Raw genomic sequence first — 18,669 nt, forward strand, 5'->3', positions numbered from 1 at the left:
ATCCTTGGGAAACGTTTTACCCCTTTCCCATGGATCCCATGTCAACTGATCTCAGCAAGAACCTTCCCGCCATCCTCTTCGTCTGGACCGACGTCGATCCCGAGCACGAAGCGGATTTCAACCAATGGTACGACCGCGAACACGTGCAGGAGCGCGTGGCGCTTCCGGGTTTCGTGTCGGGCGTGCGCTATCGCTGCGTCCAGGGCCCGCGCCGCTACCTGGGCCTGTATCGCACGCGCGGCCTGGATGCCTTCCGTACCCCCGAGTACTTCCAGGCCTTCCGCCATCAGACTCCCTGGTCGGTGACCAATCTGCAGCGCATGCGCAATCCGATGCGGCGTGTCTGCACCATCAGCGACGAAACCGGCGCCGGACGAGGCGCATGGCTGGCCGTGCTGCGCCTGGGGATGCGCACGGCGGAGCAGCTGGAGGCGGCCATTGCGGGTCTCGGGCGCACCCTGCTGGAGATGCCGGGCGTGGTGGGCGGCCGCCTGCTCACGCCTGACGCCGAGTTATCCGGCCCCTTGCCCATGGAAAGCACACAGGGCCGCCTGCTCGATGCGCTCTATCTGATCGACGCTTCCACCCAGGAAGCCGCGCTGGCGGCGGCCAACCAGGCCGCACAAGCGCTGGAGACCGCCCCTTCCGAGATAGCCTTGCTGAACTTCTGCTGGCAATTGCTGGAACAAGACTTGCCTGCCTCCCCCTGAGCTAACTGCGCATCCTCGCCCCGACCCCAACACCTCTGCCAAAAAGGGAAACACTCATGGCCCATTCCGCGATGCCCCTCGATACACCGTTGGCGCCCGCCAGTGCCAGCAACAAGCGTCTTTCCGCTGCCAGCATGGTCGGCACCACGCTGGAGTGGTATGACTTCACGGTCTACAACACGATGGCGGCATTGATTTTCAACAAGCTGTTCTTCCCGTCCTTCGACCCGCTCTCCGGCACCATCCTGGCGTTTTCTACGTATGCGGTGGGCTATGTCTCGCGTCCGATCGGCGGCGTGATCTTCGGCCATCTCGGCGACAAGCTGGGACGCCGCTTCGTGCTGATGGTGACGCTCTTGCTGATGGGGCTGACCACCGGGCTCATGGGGTTGCTGCCGACCTATGCCTCCATCGGTATCGCCAGTCCCATCCTGCTGGTGGCCTTGCGCTTCGTGCAGGGCGTGGCATTGGGGGGCGAGTGGGCCGGTGCCGTGCTGATATCGGTGGAGCACGGGGCGCAGGACAAGCGCGGCCGCAATGCGTCGTGGACCCAGGTCGGCCCCTCGTTCGGAACGCTCTTGGCGACCGGGTTCATTGCCTTGATTACCTATCTGGCCTCGCCCGAACAGTTCCTGGACTGGGGATGGAGAATCCCGTTCCTGGCGAGCATCCTGCTGGTGGGGTTTGGCTGCTGGATCCGGGTGGGCGTGGATGAAACCCCGCATTTCAAGGAACTGGAATCGCAGCATCGCAAGGCTGAGACACCCATCTCCGACGTCTTCCGCAATTACTGGAAACGCCTGCTCATCGCCGGTGGCGTGCGTATCGGCTCCGACGTGCTGTATGCGCTGGTGGTGGTGTTCACGCTGACCTACGTGACCACGGTGCTGAACCTGCCGCGTCCGCTGGCGCTGACGGCCATCATGATCGGCACGGCCTGCAATGCCCTGAGCGTACCGTTCTTCGGGGCGCTGTCGGACCGGATCGGCCGGCGTCCGGTGTACGGTCTGGGTGTGCTGCTGGCCATGGGCTGGGCCTTTGTCTTCTTCGTGCTGCTCGACAGCACGCAGCCGGCATTGATCGTGGCGGCGGTGGTGGGCGGGCTGGTGATCCACGCCATCATGTATGGTCCGCAAGCGGCCTTCGTGACCGAGCAGTTTCCGACCCGGGTGCGCTATGCCGGTTCCTCGCTGGCCTATACCCTGGCCGGCATCGTCGGCGGCGGGTTTGCGCCGCTGATCATTGCCAGCCTGTTCCGCTCGTATCAGAGCACACTTGCCATCTCGCTGTACCTGATCGGCGCGCTGAGCCTGACCGGCCTGGCCCTGTTGGCTGCCCGCGAAACAGGCAGGTCGCCGCTCGAAGAGTAAGTCCGTCGTCTGTCTGGCCGGGCACATCCGTGCCCGGTATCAATCCTTGCGCATCAGCGCTGCCAGTGCCTGCTGCAGGCTCACGGGCAACGCCACCGGCCGGCGCGTCTGCCGGTCGACGTAGACGTGCACGAAGTGGCCACGCGCTGCCGTGGTCTCTTCGCCCGCCTTGAAGATCCCCAGTTCATAACGCACGCTGCTGCGCCCCAGGTGTGCCACGCGTACACCTACCTCGATCAGGTCGGGGAAGGCCACCGAGGCAAAATAATTGCACTGCGTTTCGATGACCAGGCCGATCACTTCCCCGCGTTCGATATCCAGCACGCCCTGCTGTACCAGGTAGTGGTTCACGGCGGTATCGAACCAGCTGTAATAGACCACATTGTTGACATGGCCATAGACATCGTTGTCCATCCAGCGCGTCGGGATGGCATGGAAGTGCAAGAAATCGGCGCGCTGGCCAGGCTGGGGACGTTGCTCGCTCATCGGTTCATCAGGATCAGGATTGGTCGGCTTGTGCGCCTGCACAAGAACGGCGTGCTTGCAGTAACATTGCTCCCACTTCCGGTAGCACCCGCTGCCGGAAGTGCCCCATCTTAAGCGATCACGACGGGAGATTGGCCAGTGCCGTGCTTGCATCTGCACCAGCCGGTGCCATGTACTTTGGGTGACCGCGCCGTTGCTGTGGTCGCCGGCACCGCCGATAGCCTGATCTTCATGTGTGATAGTTAAATCCAATCAAAACTATTGATTAAATAAAATTGATCTATTTTGTTTGGCGTTCTACTATTCAACCCATCGCTTCACTCAACCCCCTTTTAAAGGAAATCGACATGTCCCTGATCAACACCACTATCAAGCCGTTCAAGGCAACCGCTTACCACGATGGCAAGTTCGTCGACATCACCGAAGCCACCCTGAAGGGCAAGTGGTCCGTGTTCGTGTTCTACCCGGCCGACTTCACCTTCGTGTGCCCGACCGAGCTGGAAGATCTGGCCGACAACTACGCTGAATTCAAGAAGCTGGGCGTTGAAATCTACGGCGTGTCCACCGACACCCACTTCGCCCACAAGGCATGGCACGACACTTCGGAAGCCATCAAGAAGGTGCAATACCCGCTGGTTGGCGACCCGACTGCCACCCTGGCACGCAACTTCGAAGTGCTGATCGAAGAAGAAGGCCTGGCACTGCGCGGTACCTTCGTGATCAATCCGGAAGGCGAAATCAAGGTCATGGAAGTGCATGACAACGGCATCGGCCGTGACGCTTCGGAACTGCTGCGCAAGGTCAAGGCTGCCCAGTACGTCGCTTCGCACCCGGGTGAAGTCTGCCCCGCCAAGTGGGAAGAAGGCGCCGCTACCCTGAAGCCTTCGCTGGACCTGGTCGGCAAGATCTAATTAGTCCACTCGGCGATTAAATGCTCTGAAGCAATTCCCCCTGCAGTACCCGTCCTGACCGGCTCTCCCCCCGGGCAAGCGGCTGACCCCCACAAGGGCGAGGCCGTGGTCAGGGCGACCTTGAATCTCTCAACGAGGAAGTAATCATCATGCTTGATGCCAATCTCAAGACCCAATTGAAGGCCTATCTGGAAAAGGTCAGCCACCCGATCGAGATCGTCGCGTCGCTCGATGATGGCGCCAAATCCCGTGAGATGCAGGAACTCCTGCAAGACATCGTGCTGCTGTCCGACCGCATCAGCCTGGTCGAACATCGCGGCACCAGCAAGGACGCGCGTACCCCGTCCTTCAAACTGAACCGCCCCGGGACCCATATCAGCGTCGAATTCGCCGCGATCCCGATGGGCCACGAATTTACCTCCCTGGTGCTGGCCCTGCTGCAAGTGGGCGGCCACCCGGTCAAGCTCGACGACAAGGTGATCGAACAGATCAAGAACCTGGACGGCGATTACCGTTTCGAGACCTATGTCTCGCTGACCTGCCAGAACTGCCCGGAAGTCGTGCAGGCCCTGAACGTGATGTCCATCATCAACCCGCGCATCCAGTCGGTGACCATCGACGGCGCGCTGTTCCAGGGTGAAGTCGAGCAACGCCAGATCATGGCCGTGCCTACCGTCTATATGAACGGTGAAGTCTTCGGCCAGGGCCGTACCGGCGTGGAAGAGATCCTCGCCAAGCTCGATACGGGCGCAGCCGCCCGCAAGGGTGAAGAATTGAGCGCCAAGGAGCCGTACGATGTGCTCATCGTCGGCGGCGGCCCTGCCGGTGCGGCTGCTGCCATCTATGCAGCGCGCAAGGGTATCCGTACGGGTGTGGTGGCCGAGCGTTTCGGCGGCCAGGTGCTCGATACCCTGGCCATCGAGAACTTCATCTCGGTGCAGGAAACCGAAGGTCCGCAATTCGCCACCGCGCTGGAACAGCACGTGAAGGCCTATGACGTCGACATCATGAACGTGCAGCGCGCCGAAGCGCTGGTGCCGGGCGACAAGCTGATCGAAGTGAAGCTGGCCAATGGCGGCGTGTTGAAGGGCAAGACCGTGATCCTGTCCACCGGTGCCCGCTGGCGCAATGTCAACGTGCCGGGCGAGCAGGAATACAAGAACAAGGGCGTGGCCTACTGCCCGCACTGCGACGGTCCGCTGTTCAAGGGCAAGCGCGTGTCGGTCATCGGCGGCGGCAACTCGGGCGTGGAAGCGGCCATCGACCTGGCCGGCATCGTCGCCCATGTGACCCTGATCGAGTTCGCGGCTGAACTGAAGGCCGATGCGGTGCTGGTGCGCAAGTTGAAGAGCTTGCCCAACGTCACCATCGTGACCTCGGCGCAGACCACCGAGATCACCGGCGACGGCCAGCGCGTCAACGGCATCAGCTACAAGGAGCGCGATACCGGCGAGATCAAGCACGTGGCGCTGGAAGGCGTGTTCGTCCAGATCGGCCTGGTGCCCAACACCGAATGGCTCAAGGGGACTTTGGCCTTGTCCAAGCATGGCGAGATCGAGATCGATGCCAAGGGCCAGACCTCGATTCCGGGTGTCTTCGCAGCGGGCGACGTGACCACCGTGCCGTACAAGCAGATCGTCATCGCCGTGGGCGCGGGAGCTACGGCGGCCCTGTCGGCTTTCGATCACCTGATCCGCTCGTCGGCCGATGACGTGGCGCCAGCGGTGGCCAAGGAAGCGGTTGCTGCCTGAGCCAGGCCAGCCCGGAATCAAGCAGCTTGAAACGCCACCGCTGAGCCGGTGGCGTTTTTTTGCGCGGGGAAATGTCGCGCAAGGGCATAAAAAAACGCCATCGGTTTCCCGATGGCGTTTTGCTGGAGTCAGCTACAGCCGCCTGGCGCTTACTTGAACATCAAGCGCAGCGAATCCCAGGCACGGCCAAGGAAGCCAGCCGGGCCCACCGATTCCAGTGCCACGACCGGCAGTTCAGCCACAGTCTTGTCGTCGATGGTGACCTTGAGGGTGCCGACCTTGGCATTTTCCGAGATCGGGGCGATCAGCGGATCGTTGCGTTCCAGCTTGGTCTTCACCTTGTCAGCCGTTCCCTTGGGAATGGTGATGTAGACGTCATTCTTGAAACCGACCTTGATCTTGCCCTGCGAACCCTTCCACACGTCCGGCGTATCCACGGCCTGGCCCTTGGCATAGAGCTTGACGGCATCGAAGTTCTGGAAGCCCCAGTTCAGCAGCTTCTGGCTTTCCTGCGTACGCACCTGGTCGGAGACGGTACCGATCACCACCGAGATCAGGCGGCGCTCGCCATTGGGCACCGGACGGTGCGCCGAGGTGATCAGCGAATAGCCGGCGCTGGAGGTGTGGCCGGTCTTCATGCCGTCCACCGTCGGGTCCAGCCACAGCAGGCGGTTGCGGTTGGGCTGGGTGATGTTGTTGTAGGTGAACTTCTTGACCGAGTAATAGCGCTTGTAATACTCGGGGAAGTCGTTGATCAGGTTGCGGCACAGGATCGACAGGTCGCGCGCAGTGGTATAGGTGTCCGGGCTGGGCAGGCCGTGCGGGTTGCTGAAGTGGGTATTGACCAGGCCCTGGCGCTGCGCTTCACGATTCATCAGCTGCACGAAGGCGTCTTCGGTACCGGAGACCGCTTCGGCCACGGCCACCGCCGCATCATTGCCCGATACCGAAATCAGCCCATAGAGCAGGTTGTCGATGGAAACCGGCTTGTTGGGCTCGATGAACATCTTCGAGCTGCTCGGATCGACCTTCCAGGCGTTGACGGAAACGTTCACTTCCTGTTCCAGGCTCAGGCGCTTGTCGCGCAGGGCGGCGAAGGCCAGGTAGGCGGTCATCAGCTTGGTCAGCGAAGCCGGTTCCACCCGCATGTCGGGCTCGCTGGAGGCGATCACCTGGTTGGCCGAGGCATCCAGCAGCAGCCAGCTCTTGGCCGCCACGGTCGGCGGCGGCAGGGTTTGGGCGGAAGCGGTCAGGGCGGAAAGAGATAGGACGGTTGCGGCGAATGCCGCGAGAAGCTTTTTCATCGGTGCCTAAGAAAAATTGCCAGCACGGGGGAACATCGTAGCTGTTGGTTTGAAAAGAGGGTGAGGCAGGGCGGATCAGTCTGGTTCAATCGGCGAGAACAGCTCGCAAAGGCGCACGGGGCACCGATTGAGCTGGTCGCACTGAATTATAAGACTTCATGCGGTATCGTTCCCAATTGAATGAATCTTCATCCCCGAAAATCCCCTCACGATACCGGCACGGCGCCCTCTGCTTGCCTCGCACAGCGCCGTCATGGCTTCGGGATGGACGTCGGACTGGCTGGAAACGTTCAGGCCTGAAGCTGCGCCGGGCGGCGATGCCAGCTTTCGACCACGACATTTTTGATATGTTGCAGCTTGCGGTGAAAAAAGTGATCCGAGCCCGGAATCACCACCACCGGCAGCTCCTGCGGGCGCGCCCAGTCGAGCACGGCCGACAGGGGAATGGTGTCGTCCTGCTCGCCGTGGATCAGGATGGTATTGGCCGGCGCCAGCGGCATGGGCCACTTGCCGGCGGCAGTACCCACCAGCACCAGGCGCTCGGCGGCCGAGGCGGGATCCTGCTGCAGCAGGCGCTGCTGCAATTGCGCCTGCACGAAGGTACCGAAGGAGAAGCCGCCCAATGCCAGCGGCAGGTCGGGATACTGCGTACGCATGTGCTGCAGCAGGAGCGCCATGTCGTCGGTCTCGCCGGCGCCGTGGTCATGCACGCCTTCGGACTTGCCCACGCCACGGAAATTCATGCGCACCGCCACGTAGCCCAGCGCCAGAAAGGTGCGGGCCAGGGTTTGCGCGACCTTGTTGTCCATCGTGCCGCCATACAGCGGATGCGGATGCGCCACCAGCGCCAGCCCGACCGGGGCGGCGAAGAGCTCCGGATCGGGCAGGTCCAGCGCGCACTCGAGCTGGCCGACGGCGCCGGCGATTTGGAAGTTTTGGGTGTGTACGTTCATGGCTTGCCGGGAAACGAATGAGGGGAAGCTTGCTGCATGCGGCCTTCAGGGCCGCAGGGTGATCAGACGTTCATATCGTCAGATTTTCAGGCGATCCACCACCTTGCCGCCGACGATGTGGCTGTCGATGATCTCGTCGATGTCTTCCTTGTCGACGTAGGTGTACCAGGTACCTTGGGGATAGATCACCACCACCGGTCCTTCTTCGCAGCGCTCCAGGCAGCCGGCCTTGTTGATGCGCACCTTGCCGGGGGCGGACAGGCCCAGTTGCTTGATGCGTTTCTTGGCATGTTCCTGGGCGGCCTGCGCGCCCTTGTCGGCACAGCAGGTACGCTCGCCCGGCTGGCGCTGGTTCAGGCAGAAGAAGACGTGATGTTCGTAGAAGGGCTTATCTTGATCGCTCATGGAATGGCCTGTGGAGAGTGGCGATGATGCCGGCGCGGGCCGGCGAAACGTCAATGATACACCCCGGTCAGCTTTGCCTGCGGTGCACCGGATGGAACAGGAACCAGAGCGCCAGGAAGGGCCACAGCACCGACAGGAACTGCGCGGCGCCGTCGAAGTTGAGGAATTTGCCTTGCACCCAGGTTTCCAGCGTGGAGAGGTAATAGGGATTGGCCGGCACCGCATTGGTCACCACCAGGCTCACGATCAGCGCCAGCGCCGCCACCCGCCGCTGCGCCGTGGGCGGCGCCCAGGCCAGTCCCGCAATCATCATCGTGCCCAGCATGATGCCGCCTACGGCGCTGGGCGAAATCCACACGAAGGCGTTCTGCGGCGCGAAGAAGAGCGCGCAGGCCAGCGACTTGGTGGCGATGCAGGCCAGCAGATAGAGCGCCAGCAGGCGCCGCCGGGGTGCCTGGCGGCGCAACAGCAGCAGCGTCAGCAGGGCCGCTCCGGTCAGCCCGCAGGCGGTGACGATGACGTCGGCCAGCCAATATTGCTCGGCGCTCGGCTGCGCACTGTTGAGCCAGGTAGTGGCCAGATCGATGGGCGTATCGAGGAGATCCGAGAAGAAGGCCGACAATGGCGGTACCAGATGGCCCAGGCCAAACAGGTGGTTCTGCGGATAGATCAGCGCCAGCGGCCACATCCCGGACACGACCAGCCCGCGGCTGGCCTCGCTGGAGAACCAGCGCCGGCGCAGCAGCAAAAAGCGGCTCTCGTGCAGGAAGGTGCGGCTGCAGGCCGCGCCCAGCAAGGCACCCAGCAATACGCCCAGGGAATTGGTCAGCAGGTCCAGGTTGGAGGGCACGCGCGTGGGCAGGTAGGTCTGGACCGCTTCCATGCAGGCCGACAGCAGCACCCCGGCCAGCGTGGCCGGCCACACGGCCCACCAGGGGCGCAGATGCGGATGCAGGGCCAGCACCAGCAGCAGGCCCAGCGGGACATAGCCGGCCACGTTGGTCCAGACGTCGAACACCGTCCAGTAGTAAGGCAGCCGCGCGCCCAGGTAATCGAAGGGTCTGATGCCCATGTCGCGCCAGCCGGAGAAGGGATACCAGCTGGCATAGACGATCAGCAGCGTATAGACCAGCAGGCTCACGCGCGCAAACGAGGACGCCAGCGGCGCACTGGCCGGGGCGGCAGGAGGCTCGGAGCGGGAGTCGGACGGGGCAGGCATGGGCCAGAGGTTAACCGATTTCGGGCCGGATGGCGCCGGCCATCAGCCGCCTTTACCTTTGGCTGCAGCCCGCGCAGGCGCTGTCTGCCGTTACAATGCGCAGCATGAGACTGACTTTCCCCATCTCCGCCGGGCCTGAGCCGGCACCGCTGGTGCGCCCGGAGCGCATCGGCATGCTCCTGGCCGGTTCCGACAGCCAGGGCCAGCAACGCATCGATGTCGAAGCAGTGGCCCAGACCGGCTCCACCAATGTCGACCTGATGCAGCGCCTGTCCACCCTGGAGCGCCCGCTGCTGCTGGTGGCCGACCGCCAGACCGCCGGCCGCGGCCGCGCCGGCCGTCCCTGGCACGCCGCCCCCGAAGATTCGCTGACCTTTTCGCTGGCCTGGCGCCTGCAGCGGCCCACCCATGCGCTGCTGGGCTTGCCGCTGGCCGTCGGCGTCGCGCTGGCCGAGGCGCTGGAAGTCTTCGGCATCCAGCCGCAGCTGAAGTGGCCCAATGACGTCTTGCGCGATGGCGCCAAGCTGGCGGGCATCCTCATCGAGACCGCCGCTGATGGCGGGCATGGCGAGGCTACCTGGGCCGTGATCGGGATTGGCCTGAATCTGGCCGCACCGGCGGGCCTGGAAGATGAACTCCAGCGCGCCATCGGTGCCGCTCCCGAACTGCAGAAGGTACCGCGCGAGACCGTGCTGGCCATCATTGCCAGTGCGTTGGCGGGCGTGCTGGAGGAATTCGAAGCGCGCGGCTTCGGGGCCTTCGTCAAGCGCTGGGAAGCCTTCCACGCCTATGCCGGGCAGGCCGTCAAGATCGTCGACAACGGCCGCGTGCTGCAGGAAGGCACGGCCGTCGGGGTGGACATGATGGGCCGCTTCCTCATGGATACCGAGGCCGGACAGATCGAGATCCTGGCCGGGGATGTCTCGCTGCGCCTGCAAGACGCATGATGCTGTTGATCGACGCCGGCAATACCCGCATCAAGTGGGCGCTCGTGGCTGCGCCCGGTCAGGCAGCCGCGCCGCCCGTGCGGTGGCTGCAGCAAGGGGCGGTCGAACGCGCCGACGTGCAGGCACTGGCGCAGGACTGGGCGGCGCTGGCCGGCCAGCTGGCACCTGCGGCGGACTTGCAGGTCTGTGTGTCCAACGTCGCCGGAGCGGCCCTGCGCGAGAGCCTGCAGGCCATCCTGCACGCGGTGTTCGGGCCGCGTGCGGTGATCGAATGGTTTGCCTCCACACCTGAGCGCGCCGGCCTGCGCAATGGCTATCGCCATCCCGGCCAGCTGGGCTGCGACCGCTTCGCGGCGGCCATCGGGGCACACGCGCTGTTTCCGGGACAGGAGCTGCTGGTGGCGACCTGCGGCACGGCCACCACCATCGATCTGGTCAGTGCCGACGGTGTTTTCGAGGGTGGCATGATCCTGCCGGGCTTCGGCACCATGGCTACGTCGCTGGCCTTGAATACCGCCCAGCTGCCCCGCATCGATGGCGCGGCACCCCCGGAACGCCTGTTTGCCGACAATACGGTCGAGGCCATCGTCGCCGGTTGCATCGCGGCCCAGGTCGGGGCCATCGAGCATGCCCTGGCCGAACGGCGCCGCCTGCATCCCGGCGCTACGCTGCGCTGCCTGCTGGCCGGCGGTGCCGGCGTGCTGCTGGCACCTTATCTGGCACTGGGCGATACAGCGCTGGAAAAGGTGGATAATCTGGTGCTCATTGGCCTCTATACGGCCATGAACCATGGACGCTGAACGCCGGTCCATGCAGGCGGGCAAATCAAATACGGCAAGGAAGACTGGGCGCGGATGAAGCTGAAACTGCTTTTTTGGCTATTGCTGGTGGGTAACGTGGTCCTGTTCGGACTCTCGCGCGGCTATTTCGGTGCCAATGCCACCGAACGCCGTGAACCCCAGCGCCTGGCCGAGCAATTGCGGCCGGAATTGCTGAGCCTGCTGCCGGCCGATAGCGAAAAGCTGGCCTCGCAATTGCGGGCGCAGCCGGCCACGGCCCAGGCCGCCAGCGCCGATGCGGGCAATGCAGGCAATGCGGCCACGCCTGCTGCCACGGGCTCCCAGGCGGCAGCCCCGGCCACCGCGGCTGCCGCTGCTGCTGCGACCACGCAGGTAGCCGCCGTCACGCCGTCCTGTACCGAAGTGGGCAACTTCACCGTGGCCGATGCGCGCCGCTTCTCGGACCAGCTGGCTACCCTCAAGCTGGGTGACAAGGTGGTTCAGAAGTTGACCCAGGACGTCACCAGCCACATGGTCTACATCCCGCCCGAGGGGGGCCGCGAGGGGGCGGACCGCCGCGTGGCCGAGCTGCGCCGGCTGGGTATTGGCGATTTCTACGTGATTCCCGACAGTTTCCCCAATCCGGCGCTGCGTTATGGCGTCTCGCTGGGCATCTTCCGCACCGAGGACGCGGCCAAGGCTTATGTGGGCCAACTGATCTCGCGCGGCGTGCGTAGCGCCCGCATCATTGCCCGCCGCTCGGGGGCCGGCAAGCAGGTCTTCCAGCTGCGCGACCTGAGCCCGGATGCCCGCACCGCCCTGGAGAACATCAAGAGCGCCTTCCCGGATCAGGAAATCCGTGCCTGCAGCGCCTGAGCGCGGCGGCGTTGTCTGGATCGGACACGCCGCATGTTGCAGTGCGAAGCCGGGCGGCTTTCCATGTAAAATCGCGTCCCTAATGCATCACCCCATCACTTTTTCCTCATCGCATCGACAGGACATTGCCATGACCACCGACCTGACCCACGTAGCCCCCCAGATCAAAGCCGAAATCCTGGCCGAGGCGCTGCCGTACATCCGTAAATTCCACGGCAAGACCATCGTGGTCAAGTACGGCGGCAACGCGATGACCGAAGAAAGCCTGAAGCACGGCTTTGCCCGCGACGTGATCCTGTTGAAGCTGGTCGGCATGAATCCGGTGGTGGTCCACGGCGGCGGCCCGCAGATCGATGCGGCGCTCAAGAAGATCGGCAAGCAGGGTACCTTCGTTCAGGGCATGCGCATTACCGATGAAGAAACCATGGAAGTGGTGGAATGGGTGCTGGGCGGTGAAGTGCAGCAGGACATCGTGATGCTGATCAATCACTACGGCGGCCAGGCGGTGGGCCTGACCGGCAAGGATGGCGGCCTGATCCGCGCGCGCAAGATGCAGATGCCTGACAAGGAACATCCCGGCGCCTTCCTGGACATCGGCTACGTGGGCGAGATCGAGGCGATCAACCCGGCGGTGGTCAAGGCGCTGCAGGATGATGCCTTCATCCCCATCATCTCGCCCATCGGTTTCGGCGACGATGGCCAGGCCTACAACATCAATGCCGACGTCGTGGCCGGCAAGATCGCCGAGATCCTGCATGCCGAAAAGCTGATCATGATGACCAACATCGCTGGCGTGCAAGACAAGGCCGGCAACCTGCTGACCGACCTGTCGGCGCGCGAGATCGACGAAATGTTCGCCGACGGTACCATCTCCGGCGGCATGCTGCCCAAGATTTCCTCGGCGCTGGACGCGGCCAAGTCGGGCGTGAACACGGTGCACATCATCGATGGCCGCATCGAACACTCGCTGCTGCTGGAAGTGCTGACCGAACAGGCCTTCGGGACCATGATCCGTTCGCACTGATCGAACTGCAGGGCTGGGACGGCAAAAAAGGGATGAGTTTGCGCTCATCCCTTTTTATTTATCCACAGCGTTTTCAATAGAGTTGCCTGACCTGCAATCCCTTCTTGCCCAGCAAGACCGGCACGCTGTCGGGGCCGGCCAGATGCAGGATGCCGATGGCCGCAACCGCGTGGTCCTGCTCACTGAGCAGTTCGGCGATGCCTGCGGCCAGGCCCGGATTGCGTTTGCGCAGCAGCGTGTCCACCGCAAAGCGGCTGGTGAAGCTGTCGTCCTGCTGCATTTCCTGCAAGGCGGCAGCAAAGCCGGCGCTGTCGGCGCGGCGCCAGGCGTCGACCAGGCGGTCCAGCTTGCGGGTAAGGTCGGCATCGTCCAGCTCCTGCAGGGTGTCGGTCAGGAATTGCCCCTGCTGCGCCGGGGTCAACTGGCTGAACAGGCTCATCTGGCGCTCGGCACTTTCCAGTTCGACAATTTTGCCGCCGTGGGCACGCACGGTCTCGGCCAGGTGGTTATCCACGGCCAGGTCGGTGCGATAGCCATGGCGTACATATTCCTGCACGGTCAGGGCCATGGCCAGCATCCATGGGCGCATCTGCTGCACGTTCTCGGCAGGCAGGCCGAAACGCTGCAGCGTCGCCTCGGTGCGCTGGCGCAGCGCCGGGTCAAGCTGCTCCATCAGGTGTTGCCCGGGAGGATAGACCGCGTAGCGTTGCACGGCGCTTTGCATGGCGGCGGCGTTCTGCGGGTCCAGTTCCAGCGCCAGCACGGGGGTGGTGGCCAACGCCTGTTGCAGCTTCGGTTCCAGCGGATAGAAATCGGGCGCGCCGACGTGGATGGTGCCAAACAGCAGCAGCGTGTGGCGGCCATCGGAGACCTGGTAGAGCGCGCCGCGCGGTGGCGCGGAAGAGGGCGACTGTTCGGTGGTGGCAGCGCGGGCCGGGGCCAGCAAGTTCAGGCAGGACAGCCAGGTCAAACTCACTATAATCAAGCGTTGCATCAATCGGGTCACTGCTGGCCTTTCTTTCCTTGCTGAAGGTGCGCCCCGGTCCTGGCGGCGCGCCGGTCTTTTTTATGGCGTCCAATACTACACCGCTCTGGCTGTTCGATCTCGACAATACCCTGCACAACGCCTCGCACGCGATCTTCCCCGCCATCAATACCAACATGAACCGCATCATCAAGCGCGTGCTGGACAACGATGGCCAGCCCAGCGACGAGGCGGCGGTCAATGACCTGCGGCGGCATTACTGGAAGCTCTACGGCGCGACCCTGCTGGGCCTGGTGCGCCATCACGGCCTGGCGGTGGATGAATTCCTGCATGAGGCGCATCTCTTCGATGACCTGCCCGGCATGGTACGTGCCGAGCGCGGCATCGGGCGCTGGCTCTCGCAGCTGCCGGGGCAGAAGATCCTGCTGACCAATGCCCCGCGCCGTTATTCGCGCGAGCTGGTGCGGCACCTTGGGCTGCACCGGCATTTCTCGCATCACATCTCCATCGAATCCATGCACGTGCATCGCCAACTGCGTCCCAAGCCCTCGCGCATCATGCTGCGCAAGCTGCTGGCGCGGCACAAGGTGGCGCCGCATCGCTGCATCCTGGTGGAAGATACGGTGGATAACCTGAAGAGCGCCCGCGAGCTCGGTGTGCGCACGGCCTGGGTGACCCAGTACCTGCGCGGCAGCCAGGCACTGCTCGGGCATATCGGCGGGCAACGCGTGCTGAGCCGCTTGCCGGGTTTTGTCGATGTGAAGGTTCGTTCAGTGCGGCAGTTGCCGCGACGGCTTGCGGCGCTGGGGGCTGCGCGCTGACGTGAAGGGTGTTGTCAAAATTCAGTCAGCGCAATCAGCGCACCAGCCCTTGATGGTCAGTTCCACTTCGTGACTCTGGAAACCCTTGCCCAGGGTCTTGCGCAGCGCCGACTGCAGTTGCGCGGCGGTGGAACGGTGGCGGTCGGCCTCGGGCAGCACGGTGGCCAGGAAATCGGTGCCATCGCTGGCATCCAGGCAGAACACGCGATGGCAGCGGGTGCACTTGAAGTGGCCATGCTGATGCTGCTTGCCTTGGGAATGATCGTGCAGGCCATGCTCGGCTTGATCGGTACCGGCGCTGTAGCGGAAGATGCGGTCGTCGCTGGAGATCTTGTGCGCCAGGCCGGCCTCGGTGAGGCAATCCAGGGCACGGTAGAGGGTCACCCGGTCCATGTCGGCGAAGCGGTCCTGGATATCCTGATGGGAGGCGGCACTGCGGGTTTCCAGCAGCGCGCCCAGGACGTTGACGCGGGCTTGCGTCACGCGCACGCCGGCCTCGCGCAGTTGCGCCTCGGCCAGCGCGGCCACTGACGCGGCTTGCGCGGCAGTGCTGGCGGGGGAGGGTTCGGCGGCTTTGGCTTTCATGGTCGGCATGGGCGATTTGGGTTGGGCCAGCCAGGCTGGCAAGAGAAAACGATCACACGGGGCGTGCGCAAGCCTCCATTTTAGCCGATGCCAGCCCGGCGCTCGCGCATGGCGCTGCCGATGCTATTTGCCGCTGTCCTTGCGGGCGCGCGGATGGGCCTGGTCATAGACCTGGGCCAGACGCTGGAAGTCCAGCGCGGTATAGACCTGGGTGGCGCTGATGGAGGCGTGGCCCAGCATTTCCTGCACCGCACGCAGGTCCCCCGAGCTTTGCAGCACGTGCGAGGCAAAGGAGTGGCGCAGCATGTGCGGATGCACGTCGGCCGGCATGCCCACGCCCTTGCCGTGGGCGTTCAGGCGCAACTGGGTGACCCTGGGCGACATGCGTGCCCCACGTTCATTGAGAAACAGCGCATGCCCATCCGTACCGCCATCGGCCTTGACCAAGCTGGCGCGCAAGGGCAGCCAATCGTTGATGGCCTGCAGGGCCGCCTTGCCAACGGGGACCTTGCGCTTCTTGCCGCCTTTGCCGGTCACGGTGACCTCGGCCTCGGCCAGGTCGATCCAGCCGGCCGATTCATAACTGCCCTCGCGCACATCGGCCACATCGATACCCACCAGCTCGGAGACCCGCAATCCACTGGAATACAGCAACTCGAACATGGCCCGGTTGCAGGCCGCCAGGGTGGATGCCGGATCGCGCGCCGGATCGGCTTGCGACACCAGACGGATGGCATCATCGGCCGGCAAGGCCTTGGGCAGGGGTTTGCTCTTCTTGGGCGGCTTGATGCCATCGACCGGGTTGGCCGGCATCGCCTGCTCCAGCGCCAGCCAGGCGAACAGGCCGCGCCAGGCGGACAGCTTGCGCGAGATGGAGCGGGCATTGAGCCCGCGCGCATGCAGGCGGGCAGCACATTTGCGGATCTGCACCTGGGTCACGCGCTGCAGCACGGGTTCGCTGGTCTCTGGCGATGCGCCGGGCGCTGCCAGCAGGGCGCGCAGCTCTTGCAGGTCGCGCGCATAGCCTGAGAGCGTATGCGGCGACAGCTTGCGCTGGCTGCGCAGGAAGGAAAGATACTGGGCGATCAGGGAAGAAGCCGGGGCAGCCGCGTCATTCATGCGTGACTCCTCAGCTGCTGCTGCCGTGCCGCTCAGCGCAGCAGGCAGGCCAGGGCGGCGCTGCCGGTTTCGCCGATGCGGGTCAGGAAATCGGTACCCATGTCGGCGCTGAAGCGGTTCGGATCAGGCGAACCCAGGACCAGCAGGCCGAAGGCTTCGGGAGCTGCGCCCACGCGCAGCGGCAGCATGGCCACCGACTTCACGGAAGCGGCATCGTCCAGCCAGGTGGCCGCTTCGAAATCCTTGTTGGGACCGCAGAAGGGCGCCGACAGGCCGTTGGCGAAGAGGCGGGCGTCGTCCGAGACTTCTTGCGTGGCCCAGCTGTCAGCATGGTCGGCACCCAGGTTCCACAGGCGTACCGTCACTTGCGGCACGTGGAAGATCTCCTGCAGCTGCGATACCAGTACGCGCGGCAGGTCAGCGGCATCGCGCGTCAACAGCAGGGCGCGGCTCCATGCCTGGAACTTGCTGGTGATCTCGTCGTTTTCCTGGGCGATGCGCATCAGGTCGGCCATGCGCAGTTCCTGTACACGGATCTTTTCGCGCAGGATTTCCATCTGGCGTTCCTGCAGCGATACGGCGCGGCCCATGATTGGGCTGGTCAGCTTGACCGTCGAAAGCAGTTCGGCATGCTCCTCGAAGAAATGAGGGTGGTCGAGCAGGTAGTCGGCAATCAGGCTGGAATCCAGTTCGGTGGTCATCGTCGCGGGGTCTGTGTTGGAGTGCCGGCTGCCGCGGAAATGGGCGTACCGGAAGTATCGCGAGATTATCCTCGCTATCGGACACACTGACAATCATCGGCGCCGTCCGGTCGGCTTGGCGCAAGGATGGCAGGCGCATGTGCAAAAGAAAGAGGCCTGCATGATTGCTCACGCAGGCCTCTTTCGGTACGACTCAGGTTCAACTCAGGTTGAGACCGGCAAGTTCATGCCGGTTTCAGGTCCTGGAATTAGAACTTGTGACGGATACCAACTGCAACAGCGGTTTGGCTGTCGGTGCCGTTGCCGATAGCTGCAACGCTCGAGGTAGCAGCGGTACCGGTTGCATCGCCGAACACGCCGGGGTTGGTCATGTCGGTTGCGCGGATGTTAGCCACGAATGCGTACAGGTCGGTACGCTTGGACAGCCAGTAGTCGGTACCCAGGCTGATTTGGGTCAGCTTGCCCTTGGTGGACGAGTTGAAGTCAGCACGGGTGTGGGTCACTGCGCCCAGCAGCTTCAGGGACGGGCTCAGGGAGTAAGCGGTACCGATTTCATAGATGTCGGCCTTGTTGGCAGCAGACAGAGTCTTGGCATTAACGGCGGTCGGCGTAGTGGTGTTCAGGTCTTGCTTGACGCGCGAGTAGTTACCGTACACGCGGGCCGGACCGAACTGGTACGAAGCCACCAGGTTCAGACCCTTATAGGCGCTGTTGCCAGCTTGGGCAGCCGAAGCGGTCGACAGCAGGCTGGTGTCCGAAGGAGAGGAGCCTTGCTTGGACTGGTAGTAGTTGATACCCAGACCCAGAGGACCGTTGTCGTACTTGCCGCCCAGACCGAAGGATTGGCCAGCGGAGGTCTTGCCAGCGGTTTCGCCGAAGCCGTAGATCAGGTTGCCGGTGAAGCCACCCAGGTTGTTGGTGGTGTAGCTGACCGAGTTGTTGGTACGGGTACCTTCCAGGCGGTTCAGGTTGTGGCCGACAGCGCCGGTCACGCCACCGAAGTCGTTCACGGAGGTGTAAGCGGAGATGGTGTCAGCGAAGTCGGTTTGACGGCCGACCAGCACGTTACCGAAGCCACCCGACAGACCGACCACCGACTTGCGGCGGAACAGGTTGGTGGTACCGCTAGTACCATCTTGGCCGTTCAGAGCGCCGTTGTCGTTGTTGAAGCCGGTTTCCAGTTGGAACACAGCCGACAGGCCGCCGCCCAGATCTTCCACGCCCTTGAAGCCGATGCGCGAACCTTGGATCACGCCGGAGTTCACACCGAACTTGCTGCCGGTGCCCAGAGTGGAGGTGTTCACTGCCTTGCTGGTGTAAACCAGACCGGTATCAACGATACCGTAGATAGTAACGGAGCTTTGTGCTTGAGCAGCACCTGCGAACGCGCCGAGGACGGCCAGTGCCAGCAGAGATTTTTTCATTTGACATCCTTCTATAAAAATAGTCTTGAGGATCCGTACTTCTGGTCGGATGGTGAGACATTAAGGGTTCTCATTTGGCGTGGCCGCAGATTGGTCACGTGGAGGGCGGAATTTTGGTTGAAAGCGTCAATCCGCTGGGGGAGTGTTGTTTTTTTCAAACGCTTTCCTGCCCGTCAATGCCTGACAGACAAATTTTGGCTTGCAGCCTGTCACTCATTAACGGCATGCCAGACCGAAACTTGATCCGCCTCGTCTCGTCAATACGATTGTTGTTAAAACGATGCATTTCGATAGTTTTC

The 18,669-nt window shown here is 63.4% G+C and carries 19 protein-coding genes; 9 read left to right on the plus strand and 10 right to left on the minus strand.

Annotated features, from left to right (window positions below; translation table 11 throughout):
* Nucleotides 1–29: 29 nt before the first annotated feature.
* Together ACVC5H_RS03500 and ACVC5H_RS03505 are read left to right on the plus strand one after the other, a co-directional pair.
* Nucleotides 30–710, plus strand: a complete 681-nt coding sequence (locus tag ACVC5H_RS03500) for a hypothetical protein (RefSeq protein ID WP_489621025.1) — start codon at nucleotides 30–32, stop codon at nucleotides 708–710.
* Nucleotides 711–766: 56 nt separating this feature from the next.
* Entirely contained in the window at nucleotides 767–2,080 is a 1,314-nt protein-coding gene (locus ACVC5H_RS03505) for an MFS transporter (protein ID WP_489621026.1), read from the plus strand.
* Between the two features lie 39 nt (nucleotides 2,081–2,119).
* Here ACVC5H_RS03505 and ACVC5H_RS03510 read toward each other — a convergent pair whose 3' ends face one another.
* Nucleotides 2,120–2,566: an acyl-CoA thioesterase gene (locus ACVC5H_RS03510; RefSeq protein ID WP_489621027.1), complete on the minus strand. Its 447-nt coding sequence runs from the start codon at nucleotides 2,564–2,566 to the stop codon at nucleotides 2,120–2,122.
* 347 nt (nucleotides 2,567–2,913) lie between these two features.
* Here ACVC5H_RS03510 and ahpC point away from each other — a divergent pair, with 347 nt between their 5' ends.
* Both ahpC and ahpF read left to right on the plus strand, forming a co-directional pair.
* On the plus strand, nucleotides 2,914–3,477 hold the full coding sequence (gene ahpC / locus ACVC5H_RS03515) for an alkyl hydroperoxide reductase subunit C (protein ID WP_008332872.1): 564 nt from the start codon (nucleotides 2,914–2,916) through the stop codon (nucleotides 3,475–3,477).
* Nucleotides 3,478–3,626: 149 nt separating this feature from the next.
* Nucleotides 3,627–5,228 (plus strand): alkyl hydroperoxide reductase subunit F, encoded by a 1,602-nt coding sequence (ahpF, locus tag ACVC5H_RS03520; RefSeq protein WP_489621028.1) that lies wholly within the window; start codon nucleotides 3,627–3,629, stop codon nucleotides 5,226–5,228.
* 149 nt (nucleotides 5,229–5,377) lie between these two features.
* Here ahpF and ACVC5H_RS03525 read toward each other — a convergent pair whose 3' ends face one another.
* The 4 genes from ACVC5H_RS03525 to ACVC5H_RS03540 all read right to left on the minus strand — a co-directional run bounded on the left by ACVC5H_RS03525 (nucleotide 5,378) and on the right by ACVC5H_RS03540 (nucleotide 9,109).
* Complete coding sequence (locus tag ACVC5H_RS03525) at nucleotides 5,378–6,532, minus strand: D-alanyl-D-alanine carboxypeptidase family protein (RefSeq protein WP_489621029.1); 1,155 nt, start codon at nucleotides 6,530–6,532, stop codon at nucleotides 5,378–5,380.
* A 290-nt stretch (nucleotides 6,533–6,822) separates the two neighbouring features.
* A complete protein-coding gene (locus ACVC5H_RS03530) occupies nucleotides 6,823–7,485 on the minus strand; it encodes an alpha/beta hydrolase (RefSeq protein WP_489621030.1) in 663 nt (220 codons plus the stop codon).
* 78 nt (nucleotides 7,486–7,563) lie between these two features.
* Nucleotides 7,564–7,890, minus strand: a complete 327-nt coding sequence (locus tag ACVC5H_RS03535) for a (2Fe-2S) ferredoxin domain-containing protein (RefSeq protein ID WP_338716869.1) — start codon at nucleotides 7,888–7,890, stop codon at nucleotides 7,564–7,566.
* A gap of 67 nt (nucleotides 7,891–7,957) precedes the next feature.
* Entirely contained in the window at nucleotides 7,958–9,109 is a 1,152-nt protein-coding gene (locus tag ACVC5H_RS03540; RefSeq protein ID WP_489621031.1) for a VanZ family protein, read from the minus strand.
* A gap of 104 nt (nucleotides 9,110–9,213) precedes the next feature.
* On the opposite strand from ACVC5H_RS03540, the gene ACVC5H_RS03545 reads away from it, so the two are divergent.
* The 4 genes from ACVC5H_RS03545 (at nucleotide 9,214) to argB (ending at nucleotide 12,735) form a co-directional block, all read left to right on the plus strand.
* The gene (locus ACVC5H_RS03545; protein WP_489621032.1) at nucleotides 9,214–10,056 is read left to right on the plus strand and encodes a biotin--[acetyl-CoA-carboxylase] ligase; all 843 of its coding nucleotides are present in this window, start codon (nucleotides 9,214–9,216) and stop codon (nucleotides 10,054–10,056) included.
* Nucleotides 10,053–10,856 carry a type III pantothenate kinase gene (locus tag ACVC5H_RS03550; protein WP_489621033.1) on the plus strand — a complete coding sequence of 268 codons (804 nt, stop codon included), beginning with the start codon at nucleotides 10,053–10,055 and terminating at the stop codon, nucleotides 10,854–10,856. Before ACVC5H_RS03545 ends, ACVC5H_RS03550 begins: the two co-directional genes overlap by 4 nt.
* A gap of 54 nt (nucleotides 10,857–10,910) precedes the next feature.
* On the plus strand, nucleotides 10,911–11,711 hold the full coding sequence (locus ACVC5H_RS03555) for a hypothetical protein (protein WP_489621034.1): 801 nt from the start codon (nucleotides 10,911–10,913) through the stop codon (nucleotides 11,709–11,711).
* 130 nt (nucleotides 11,712–11,841) lie between these two features.
* The gene (gene argB, locus ACVC5H_RS03560) at nucleotides 11,842–12,735 is read left to right on the plus strand and encodes an acetylglutamate kinase (protein WP_008332843.1); all 894 of its coding nucleotides are present in this window, start codon (nucleotides 11,842–11,844) and stop codon (nucleotides 12,733–12,735) included.
* Between the two features lie 73 nt (nucleotides 12,736–12,808).
* Here argB and ACVC5H_RS03565 read toward each other — a convergent pair whose 3' ends face one another.
* Nucleotides 12,809–13,729, minus strand: coding sequence for a TraB/GumN family protein (locus ACVC5H_RS03565; RefSeq protein WP_489621035.1), 921 nt, complete (start codon nucleotides 13,727–13,729; stop codon nucleotides 12,809–12,811).
* Nucleotides 13,730–13,803: 74 nt separating this feature from the next.
* Between ACVC5H_RS03565 and ACVC5H_RS03570 the strand changes: the two genes are divergently transcribed.
* Entirely contained in the window at nucleotides 13,804–14,541 is a 738-nt protein-coding gene (locus ACVC5H_RS03570) for an HAD-IA family hydrolase (RefSeq protein WP_489621036.1), read from the plus strand.
* A 21-nt stretch (nucleotides 14,542–14,562) separates the two neighbouring features.
* Here ACVC5H_RS03570 and ACVC5H_RS03575 read toward each other — a convergent pair whose 3' ends face one another.
* The 4 genes from ACVC5H_RS03575 to ACVC5H_RS03590 form a co-directional block, all read right to left on the minus strand.
* Nucleotides 14,563–15,135: a Fur family transcriptional regulator gene (locus ACVC5H_RS03575; RefSeq protein ID WP_489621037.1), complete on the minus strand. Its 573-nt coding sequence runs from the start codon at nucleotides 15,133–15,135 to the stop codon at nucleotides 14,563–14,565.
* A gap of 114 nt (nucleotides 15,136–15,249) precedes the next feature.
* On the minus strand, nucleotides 15,250–16,245 hold the full coding sequence (locus ACVC5H_RS03580; protein ID WP_489621038.1) for a tyrosine recombinase XerC: 996 nt from the start codon (nucleotides 16,243–16,245) through the stop codon (nucleotides 15,250–15,252).
* 32 nt (nucleotides 16,246–16,277) lie between these two features.
* A complete protein-coding gene (locus tag ACVC5H_RS03585) occupies nucleotides 16,278–16,946 on the minus strand; it encodes a DUF484 family protein (protein WP_489621039.1) in 669 nt (222 codons plus the stop codon).
* A 248-nt stretch (nucleotides 16,947–17,194) separates the two neighbouring features.
* Nucleotides 17,195–18,370, minus strand: a complete 1,176-nt coding sequence (locus ACVC5H_RS03590; protein ID WP_489621040.1) for a porin — start codon at nucleotides 18,368–18,370, stop codon at nucleotides 17,195–17,197.
* Nucleotides 18,371–18,669: the final 299 nt, after the last annotated feature.

Source organism: Herbaspirillum sp. Her3 (assembly GCF_057961275.1).